The organism is Limnohabitans sp., assembly GCF_044361985.1.
In the GTDB taxonomy this organism is placed as follows: domain Bacteria; phylum Pseudomonadota; class Gammaproteobacteria; order Burkholderiales; family Burkholderiaceae_C; genus Limnohabitans_A.
On the sequence record NZ_JBIKHV010000013.1, the window covers coordinates 45805 to 55144 of the forward strand.

A 9340-nucleotide genomic window follows, 5' to 3' on the forward strand; every position below is an offset into this window, starting at 1 on the left:
AAGACTCAGCGTGAAGCTGTTTCCAGCAGGGCTAAAAAGTCAGACGCCTTGAGTGCTGCCGCACCAATCAGGCCACCATCCACATCGGGCTGGGCCAGCAAATCAGCAGAGGTGGCGGCACTCATGCTTCCGCCGTACAAAATAGACACTCGGTCCGCGTGCGCCGTGGCCGCTTGCAACTGCGCTCGCAGCACGGCGTGCACTTGTTGCGCTTGCTCGGGCGTAGCGGTCAGTCCGGTGCCAATGGCCCAGACAGGCTCATAGGCCACCACGATTTCACTGATGCAATGGCCATTGGCATGAATCACAGCGGCCAGCTGGCGCTTGACCACCCGCTCGGTTTGACCCGCTTCGCGCTCCGCCAGGCTTTCGCCCACGCACACGACAGGCGTGATGCCGGCAGCCAGGGCGCGTTGTGCCTTGGTCGCCACCAGCGCATCCGATTCGGCATGGTAACGGCGGCGCTCAGAATGACCCACGATGCAGTAGCGCACCGCAAAATCCTGCAGCATTTTGGCCGAAACCTCGCCGGTAAAGGGGCCTGATTCATGGGCAGACACGTCTTGCGCCCCCAATTCAAGGGCCGAGCCAGCCAGCAAGTTCTGCAACTGAGCCAGATAGGCCGTCGGCACACAAACCGCAGCGTGGCAATGCACACCCGCCATGCCAGCCAAAAGCTCAGACACCAAAGATGCGTTGTCAGCCAGGCTGCCATTCATCTTCCAGTTACCGAGCATCAACTTGCTGCGCATCGTCATCCCCAAGTGACCACCAACTTGCCCACATGCTGGTTCGTCTCCATCAGGGCATGTGCTTGCGCCGCACCCGATGGCAAGCCGCCCCCTGCCTGCGCAGCAGCAAAGACACTGTGAATGACCGGCTTGATGCGGCCCGACTCAATCCAGGGCCAAACAGTCTCACGCAAAGACTTGGCAATCGCGGCTTTGAAAGCCACTGGGCGCGGACGCAGCGTGGAGCCAGTGATCGTCAAGCGGCGACGCAAAACGATGCCCGCATTGAACTCGCTCTTGACACCCCCTTGCACCGCAATGATGACCAGCCGGCCATCTTCGGCCAAAGCCTCGACTTCGCGCGCCACATAGTCGCCAGCGACCATGTCCAGAATCACATTCACACCCGCACCCTGGGTCAGGCGCTTGGCTTCGGCCACGAAATCGGTGGTTTTGTAGTTGATGGCGTGGTCAGCACCCAAGGCCAGGCAAGCCTGGCATTTCTCATCAGAGCCTGCCGTGGCGATCACGGTCGCACCTGCGGCCTTGGCCATCTGAATGGCCGTGACCCCAATGCCACTGGTACCGCCCTGGATCAGCAAGGTCTCGCCCGCTTGCAAACGCCCACGGTCGAACACATTGCTCCACACGGTGAAAAATGTCTCGGGCAGCGAAGCGGCCTCGAGGTCACTCAGGCCGCGGGGCACAGGCAAACATTGTTCTATGGGCGCCACGCACAGTTGCGCATAGCCGCCGCCAGCCACCAGAGCGCACACACGGTCACCCAAAGCCAGGCCGGCTTGAGCCATCGCCTGCACGTCACCCGACACCACCACACCGGCCACTTCAAGGCCAGGAATGTCTGAGGCGCCCGGTGGCACGGGGTAGTTGCCGGTGCGTTGCAGCACGTCGGGGCGGTTGATGCCGCTGGCCGATACGCGAATGAGCAACTCCCCTGCCCCAGCCACAGGATCAGGACGGGTGCCAGGCACCAGCACCTCGGGGGCGCCGTAGCTTTGAATTTCAATCACGTTCATGGGGCAGCCTAGTACAGGTCAGGCCGAGTGGCGTTTGGCCACCCGGAACACCTCAGAAGATTATTGAGGACCCTGTGCAGGACGGTCCAACAAGGCCTTCATCGACAGTTTGATACGGCCTTTTTCGTCGGTTTCCATGACCTTGACCTTGACGATCTGGCCTTCGCTCAGGTAGTCGGTCACTTTTTCGACGCGCTCATGAGCGATCTGGCTGATGTGCAACAGACCGTCCTTGCCTGGCAACAAGTTGATCAAAGCACCGAAGTCTAGGATCTTGGTCACTGGGCCTTCGTAGACCTTGCCGATTTCAACTTCGGCGGTGATCTGCTCGATGCGGCGCTTGGCGATCTCGGCCTTGTCACCGTCGGTGGCGGCGATCGTGATCGTGCCGTCTTCGGAGATGTTGATCTGGCAGCCGGTTTCTTCGGTCAAAGCACGGATGGTGGCACCACCCTTGCCGATCACGTCACGGATTTTCTCGGGGTTGATCTTCATGGTGAAGAGCTTGGGTGCGAAATCGGACACTTCTGTGTTGGCTTCGCTCATCGCTTCTTGCATCTTGCCCAGAATGTGCATGCGGGCTTCTTTGGCCTGAGCCAAAGCCACTTGCATGATCTCTTTGGTGATGCCCTGGATCTTGATGTCCATCTGCAAAGCGGTGATGCCGTTGGTGGTACCGGCCACTTTGAAGTCCATGTCACCCAGGTGGTCTTCATCACCCAGGATGTCGGTCAGCACCGCAAAGCGGTTCTCTTCCTTGATCAGGCCCATGGCAATACCGGCCACGTGGGCTTTCATCGGCACACCGGCGTCCATCATCGACAAGCAACCGCCGCAGACCGAAGCCATGGACGATGAACCGTTCGATTCGGTGATTTCGGACACCACACGCATGGTGTAAGGAAATTCTTCTTTGGTAGGCAAGACAGCGGCCAAAGCACGCTTGGCCAAACGGCCGTGGCCGATTTCGCGGCGCTTGGTGCTGCCCATGCGGCCCACTTCGCCAGTGGCAAAGGGAGGCATGTTGTAGTGGAACATGAAGCGGTCTTCGAACTCGCCAGCCAAAGCGTCAATGCGCTGAGCATCGCGCTCAGTGCCCAAAGTGGTGATCACCAAGGCCTGGGTTTCACCGCGTGTGAACAAAGCCGAGCCGTGGGTGCGGGGCAACACACTGTTGCGAATCTCGATGGGGCGCACAGTGCGGGTGTCACGGCCGTCGATACGGGGCTCACCGGCCAAAATCTGGCTGCGCACGATTCGGGCTTCGATTTCGAACATCAGGCCATCCAGCTTGACGCCGTCAAACACAACGCCCTCTTCAGCCAGCGCCACTTTGACCGAAGCATAAGCTTCACGGCAAGCGTGCGTACGGGCTTGTTTGTTGCGGATCTGGTAAGCAGCGCGCAGCTTTTGTTCGGCCAGAGTAGCCAGTTTGGCTTCGAAAGCCAAATCGCGGGCAGGCGCTTGCCAGTCCCAGACCGGCTTGCCGGCTTCACGCACCAACTCATGGATCGCTTGGATGGCAATGGCCGATTGCTCGTGGCCGTAAACCACACCACCCAACATGATTTCTTCGGACAATTGCTGCGCTTCCGACTCCACCATCAGCACGGCGGCTTCGGTACCGGCCACCACCAGGTCCATCACGCTGTCTTTGCGCTGGGTCTGGCCGGGGTTGAGCACGTATTCGCCGTTGATGTAACCCACGCGAGCCGCGCCAATAGGACCATTGAACGGGATACCCGAGATGGACAAGGCAGCAGACACGGCGATCATCGCAGCGATGTCAGCATCGACTTCAGGATTGAGCGAAACGGTGTGGATGACCACGTGCACGTCGTTGTAAAAACCTTCAGGGAACAAAGGACGGATTGGGCGGTCGATCAGACGGCTGGTCAGGGTCTCGTGCTCGCTGGGCTTGGCTTCGCGCTTGAAAAAGCTGCCAGGGATCTTGCCCGCGGCATACGTTTTTTCAATGTAATCCACGGTGAGCGGGAAAAAATCCTGCCCGGCTTTGGCGATCTTGGAACCCACCACAGTGGCGAGCACCACGGTGCCTTCCATGTCGAGCAGCACGGCGCCGCCGGCTTGGCGAGCGACTTCGCCAGTTTCCATCTTGACCGTGTGCTGGCCCCACTGGAATGTTTTGGTAACTTTGTTAAAAATAGACATGTTCAGTACTCCTGAAAACAAAAGCGCATGAGGCTGCACCGAAGGCCCGGAAGATGACTTTCTGAACTCGATGCCATTCCACAAAACATCTGGCTTAAAGCCTTGTGGAATGACACAGCGCGGGTTCGTCTTGACAGATTCCGACTGAAAAAAGAATAAAGCGCCTGAGCTAGTGTCCTAACTCAGGCGCTTTTCATCTGGACAGACGATTACTTGCGCAGGCCAAGTTTGGCGATCAGCGCGACGTAACGGTCAGCATCACGGGACTTGAGGTAGTCCAGCAGTTTGCGGCGACGGCTCACCATGCGCAGCAGACCGCGGCGACCGTGATGGTCTTTAGCGTGTGTTTTGAAGTGAGGTGTCAGCTCGTTGATACGGGCTGTGAGCAAAGCCACTTGGACCTCTGGGGACCCTGTGTCGTTGGCTGCGCGTGCGTTGGCTTTGACGACCTCGGCCTTGATTGAAGAAGCAATCATGGTATTTCCTTGTTGTTTCGCTGGGGTTCAGAAATGAATTTCAGCGTGTTAATGACTTGCGCCTACTGCCGGAAAAGCGGTGGGCGTGCGTTTGGCAAATTGCAAAACAGGCGGATTATAGCCCGCAATCGGACCTTCCACGGTGCATTGGCAGCCCATGAGCCAACAGCCCCCCGATGACGGGTCTTTATCAGGGCCATTCATCGGCATCATTAATCGGGGTCAGATCCCAATTAAATCAATCGGGCGCTGACCCCAATGAGCGCTGACCCCGGTGAACGGCTCACCCTGTGACCACGGCCGATCAGCCGGATGACGACTTATTTCGGCTCAACCACAATGCCAAGCGGGCAACCCCCTGCTCCAGCCGGGACAAGTCTTCAGACGCAAAACACCAGCGCAGCCAGCCCGCAGCTTCCCGGGCGAAAGCCTCGCCCGGGGCCAGCCCCAAGCCTGCTTCGGCCACCAAGCGCTTGGCTGTGGCCACTGCATCGGGGTGCCCCTCCAACCTGAAAAAGGCATACATGCCGCCTTTGGCTGGGGCGAGCTGCACGCCTTGCACGGCCTGTAGCAGGGGCACCAGGGTGTCTCGACAGGCTTTGAGGTGCTTGACCACGCGGGGCGTGATGTCCGCCGTATTTTGCAAAGCCACCACGCCTGCCCGCTGGGTGAAGACCGGTGCGCACGAGGTGTTGAATTCGATCAATTTGCCCATGTGTGGCGTCATGGCGGGTGGCATCACCAGCCAGCCCAGCCGCCATCCGGTCATCAAAAAGCTCTTGGAAAAGCTGTGCACCACCACCAGACGGTCATCAGGCTCGGCCACATCCAGGAAAGACGGGGCACAGCCGTTGAGCGTGTCGGTCTCGTAATAAAGGCGCTCATACACCTCATCGGCCAGCACCCAAGTGCCCGTCTGGCGGCAATGCGCCAGGATCTCGGCCTGCTCCGCTCGGCTGAGCGTCCATCCGGTCGGGTTGTTGGGTGAATTGACGATCAGCATGCGCGTGGCCGGCGTGATGGCGGCCTTGAGTGCGGCCATGTCGAGCTGCCATTGCCCCGCGACCGGACGCAGCGACACGCACTTCAAATGGGCCCCCATGACCAGCGCCTGTGCCGTCAGATTGGGCCAGACGGGTGTCACGGCCACCACTTCGTCACCGGCATCGACCAAGGCCTGGGCAGCCAACATCAGCGCGTTCACGCCCCCCGAAGTGATGGCCAGACGGTCCACCCCGATCGGGCCATGCAAGGCCGACATGTAATCCGACACCGCCTGACGCAGCTCGGGCAGCCCCAGGTTGTGCGCATAAAAGGTCTCGCCCTTTTGCAAGGAATCAATGGCCGCCTCGCGCACCACGGCGGGGGTGACTTCGTCGGACTCGCCAAACCAGAAAGCCAGCACATCGGGGCGACCCATGCCCGCATTGGCCACTTCACGAATACGCGACTCGTCCAGGTCCATGACGGCCTGGCGCATGAATGGGGGTTGAATGGTGTTCATGCTGTCATCGTAACGGCTGCTTCGGTATGCGGATGTCCCCCACTTGCAGCCACGCCGCGCTTGCCTATCATGGTCGACACAACAACATTCAGGGAGAAGGTCATGGTCACACGGCATTTTTCAACGGCGCTGGCCGGCTTGGCATGCGGGCTTTGCCTGGCAGCTATTGCACCGGCAAGCCGAGCGGCAGACAACTTTGTCGCCACCACAGGAGCAGAACAAGGGGCCAAGGGCAAAAAACCCAAGTCAGCCAAACCCCCTAAATCGCCCGTTGACCAAGGCACGGGCGAAAAAAAGGCCGAGCGCGACAAACGCCTTTTGCGCGAATGCAAAGGCAAGGCCAACGCGGGGGCTTGCGAGGGTTACGCCAGTTAAGCGCCCCACCACTGCTGCAAACCGCTGGCGCGCACGCCAGGACGGGCGATGGCCGCATCGAGCAAGCCGGCCTGGGCTTCGATCAGCGTGAACTGATCGCGGGCGCGGGTGATGCCGGTGTAGACCAATTCCCGTGAAAGCACTTCGGCTGCGCCGGGGGGCAAAACCAGCGCGGTGTGTGCAAACTCCGAGCCCTGGCTTTTGTGCACCGTCATCACAAAAGCGGTTTCGGCATGGGCCAGTCGCGATACGCTGACCGAGCGCAGTTGTTCGCCGTCCAGAAACCAGGCTTTCAGCACGCCCGCTTTGCCCGCCATGGGCAAGACCACGCCGACATCGCCATTGAACACACCCAATTGGGTGTCGTTGCGCGTGACCATGACCGGACGTCCGGCAAACCACGCCCCCTGGGGCTTGAGCCAGCCTTCTTCGGCCAGTGCTTTTTGCACCGCCGCATTGAGCGCGGTGGTTCCCCAGTCGCCCTGGTGCACCGCGCACAGGATGCGAAAACGATCGAAGCTTTGCAGCGCCTGCACCACCGCGGCGGCATGCACATCGGCGTCTTCAGTGACCGGCAGATCGCGCACTTTTTGCAGGTAGTCCAGGTAAGAGGCCATCGGTGCGGCGCCGCCGTCTGCGAAACGCCCCAGAGCCAGTTCGCACACCGCTTGAGGCGAGTGGGGTTGCAAGCTGCGCAAGGCTTTGCCATTTTTGCCTTCCGGCAAGGCAAAGGCCTTGGCCACCTGGCCGGCAGCGCCCGCATTCACGGCCAAGGCCAGTTGGCCAATCGGGCCGTCAAAGCGTCGACTTTGACGCAGCATCACGGTTTGCTGCGCCAGGGCCGACACCGGCTGTGCAGCCGAAGCCTGAAACCGAGGCGCCAAAGACTGCCCCGCCACGTTCTGCACAAAACGCAACGTCTCTGCCTGATAGCCCCCTTTGGCCGCATCTCGGCACACATCGCCCAACACCGCGCCGGCCTCGACCGAGGCCAACTGGTCTTTGTCACCCAGCAGCACCAAACGCGCTGTAGGCGGCAAGGCCTGCAGCAAGGCGTCCATCATTTCGAGGTGCACCATCGAGGCTTCGTCCACGATCAACACATCCACATCCAGCGGGTTGGCCGCGTGGTGCCTGAACATGCGGGTATCGGGCCTGGCGCCCAACAGCGCGTGCAAAGTGCGGGCCGGACCGATGCGCTGTATCAGCGTGTCCAGCTCGAGCGATGCACCGGCTTGTTGTTGCAGTGCCCTCAGCGAACCGTCAATCGATTGCTTGAGCCTGGCCGCGGCCTTGCCAGTGGGCGCGGCCAAGGCCACGCGCAAGGGGCTAGCGCCCTCGTGCAGTGCCAGCAGCAAGGCCAGCAAACGCGCAGCGGTATAAGTCTTGCCTGTGCCGGGGCCACCGGTAATGACCGACAAATGCGCCCGCAAGGCCACCGCGCAAGCGAGCTTTTGCCAGTCGGTTTGGTCCTCGCTCGTTGCAACCGCATGAGGCTGCTGGCCAAAAAACCGGTCCAGCCAATCACGCGCCAAGGCCTCGGGCACTGGCAGCGCGCTTTGTGCACGCAGCAACAGGTTTTTACCCACACGCTCTTCATAAGCGCGGTAGCGGCGCAAGTACAGCAAAGGCGCATCCGCCGATCCGCCCAATACCAAAGGCTGGCCCAAGTCAGGCGAATCTGCGCGGCGCAGGCAAGCCGGATCACCCATCTGCAAGGCCGCTGTCCAGGCGGTCACATCGCCGGGCAAGTGCGCCCACAGCGCCAACAAACCCTGCGGGGCCTGCACCGCATCGGCAGGCCAGCCCAGCAGTTCCACTGGGGGCGTGGCCAAAGCGTTCACCGACAAACAGGTGTGTCCACGCCCCTCCATTTGGGCCAGCACGGCAGCGGCCACCAGCAGGGCTGGGGGCGCTTTTGCATCCAGCCGGTGAAGTTGCGTGGCCAAGGCACTGTCCAGGCGGCGCAACCAGCCCAGCTCGGCCCAGGCATGCAGCCATTGCAAAGTGTTTTCGGCACTCAGGCCCTGCTCGGGAAAATCACGAAGCCAGTCCATTTGCGCCGCCTGTGCCGACCATGCTGCGTGCTTGGTTTTGCGAACGTTCATGTCCCCTCCCCTGGCTGGGCCACAGCATCCGTTGGGCGCCCCAGCATCGCGTCCAGTCCGTCCATCAAGGCCAGCGGCGCGGGCAACGTGCAGCAGCCCCCGGCAGGCCCGTCGATGCCGCGCATGAACAAATACACCGCACCGCCCAGATGCTGCGCCGGATCGTAAGCCCCGCCCAGACGCGCCCGCAGCAAGCGGTGCAAAGCCAACATGTAAAGGGCTGCCTGCACCTCGTAGCGGTGGTGGGCCATGGCCTGGTCCAAAGCCTCAGCGCTGTAGGCCGCATCGTCTGCGCCCAAGTGGTTGGACTTGTAATCGAGCACCCAATAACGCCCAGCATGCTCGAACACCAGATCGGCAAAACCCATCAACATGCCGTGCAGTTGCGCCTCGGGCAATTTGGGGCGACTCACGCCACAAAGCAAATGCTGCCGGCACAAGGCATCGATTTCCTGGGCGTGCAGGCGGTCTGCAGGTAGCCAGAACTCCATCTCGGGCAACACCGTGAGCAGCGCATTGAGCGGCACATCCGGCCCGCGCAGCGGCTGCGCCACCACACGAGACAACCAATTCACGACGACATCGGACTGGCTCTTGTAGCCCGCACGATCACAGCGCTTGAGCAGGCGTTCGGCCGTGGGCGTTCCTGGCTGCAAGGCAAAGCCATCAGCGGCCAGCCACTCCAACTGGTCATGTAAAAAGTTGCCCGCGCTGGGGCCACGGGCAAAACCATGCCAAGGCGACACGGCCGCTGTTGCACGCGGAGCGGCAGCAGCAGCAGAAAACATGGCCAAGTCCACACCTTCATCGAGCGGTTCGTCATCCGCTGGGCGGGGCGGGGCCATTTGCAGGGCCGCTTGCAGCACAGGCTGTGCAGACAGATCACGCGCCAGACGCGAAAAGCTGGCAATGGTCCAGCGCTTGTCGATCACCGCCG

Annotated in this window: 8 protein-coding genes; 1 reads left to right on the forward strand and 7 read right to left on the reverse strand. The window is 61.1% G+C overall.

The genetic code is table 11. The annotated features are described in order from the left end of the window. Positions 1-5 precede the first annotated feature (5 nt). From tpiA to ACIQ3A_RS04705, 5 genes are all read right to left on the reverse strand, one after another. A complete protein-coding gene (tpiA, locus tag ACIQ3A_RS04685) occupies positions 6-758 on the reverse strand; it encodes a triose-phosphate isomerase (RefSeq protein WP_396430599.1) in 753 nt (250 codons plus the stop codon). Further along, complete coding sequence (locus ACIQ3A_RS04690) at positions 755-1768, reverse strand: NAD(P)H-quinone oxidoreductase (protein ID WP_396430600.1); 1014 nt, start codon at positions 1766-1768, stop codon at positions 755-757. Before ACIQ3A_RS04690 ends, tpiA begins: the two co-directional genes overlap by 4 nt. A gap of 60 nt (positions 1769-1828) precedes the next feature. Continuing rightward, complete coding sequence (pnp, locus tag ACIQ3A_RS04695; RefSeq protein WP_396430601.1) at positions 1829-3940, reverse strand: polyribonucleotide nucleotidyltransferase; 2112 nt, start codon at positions 3938-3940, stop codon at positions 1829-1831. 209 nt (positions 3941-4149) lie between these two features. Further along, positions 4150-4416, reverse strand: a complete 267-nt coding sequence (gene rpsO / locus ACIQ3A_RS04700; RefSeq protein WP_019428565.1) for a 30S ribosomal protein S15 — start codon at positions 4414-4416, stop codon at positions 4150-4152. Between the two features lie 304 nt (positions 4417-4720). Then, the gene (locus ACIQ3A_RS04705; RefSeq protein ID WP_396430602.1) at positions 4721-5920 is read right to left on the reverse strand and encodes a pyridoxal phosphate-dependent aminotransferase; all 1200 of its coding nucleotides are present in this window, start codon (positions 5918-5920) and stop codon (positions 4721-4723) included. A 102-nt stretch (positions 5921-6022) separates the two neighbouring features. Between ACIQ3A_RS04705 and ACIQ3A_RS04710 the strand changes: the two genes are divergently transcribed. Beyond that, positions 6023-6295: a hypothetical protein gene (locus tag ACIQ3A_RS04710; protein ID WP_396430603.1), complete on the forward strand. Its 273-nt coding sequence runs from the start codon at positions 6023-6025 to the stop codon at positions 6293-6295. On the opposite strand, the gene recD is transcribed toward ACIQ3A_RS04710, so the two are convergent. Further along, a complete protein-coding gene (gene recD, locus ACIQ3A_RS04715; RefSeq protein WP_396430604.1) occupies positions 6292-8403 on the reverse strand; it encodes an exodeoxyribonuclease V subunit alpha in 2112 nt (703 codons plus the stop codon). The genes ACIQ3A_RS04710 and recD overlap by 4 nt on opposite strands. Beyond that, on the reverse strand, positions 8400-9340 hold a 941-nt coding region (locus ACIQ3A_RS04720), incomplete at its 5' end, for a PD-(D/E)XK nuclease family protein (protein WP_396430605.1). The genes recD and ACIQ3A_RS04720, both read right to left, overlap by 4 nt.